General features: G+C 61.2%; 1 protein-coding gene. It reads left to right on the top strand.

The window, feature by feature from the left end; translation table 11 throughout:
- The coding region (locus ACZYOF_RS44670; RefSeq protein ID WP_463719709.1) for a transposase at positions 1-255 on the top strand (255 nt) is incomplete at both ends.

The following is a 255-nucleotide window of genomic DNA, read 5'->3' as shown; positions in this document are numbered from 1 at the left end:
CTCGGCAGAAGAGAAGATCCGCATCGTGCTGGAAGGACTTCGGGGCGAGGAGAACATCTCCGAACTTTGCCGCCGAGAAGGCATCGCCGCCTCGATGTATTATGGCTGGTCCAAGGAGTTCCTCGAAGCTGGTAAGCGCCGTCTGGCGGGGGATACGGCACGTGCGGCAACCTCCGGCGAGGTAAAGGATCTGCGTCGTGAGACGGCCGCGTTGAAGGAAGTTGTGGCCGACCTCACCCTTGAGAACCGGCTGCT

The sequence above is a fragment of the Bradyrhizobium sp. LeoA1Lang genome, from assembly GCF_055413685.1.
Note: the sequence above shows the minus strand (reverse complement) of the source record. Positions and strands in the feature narration are given on the sequence as shown.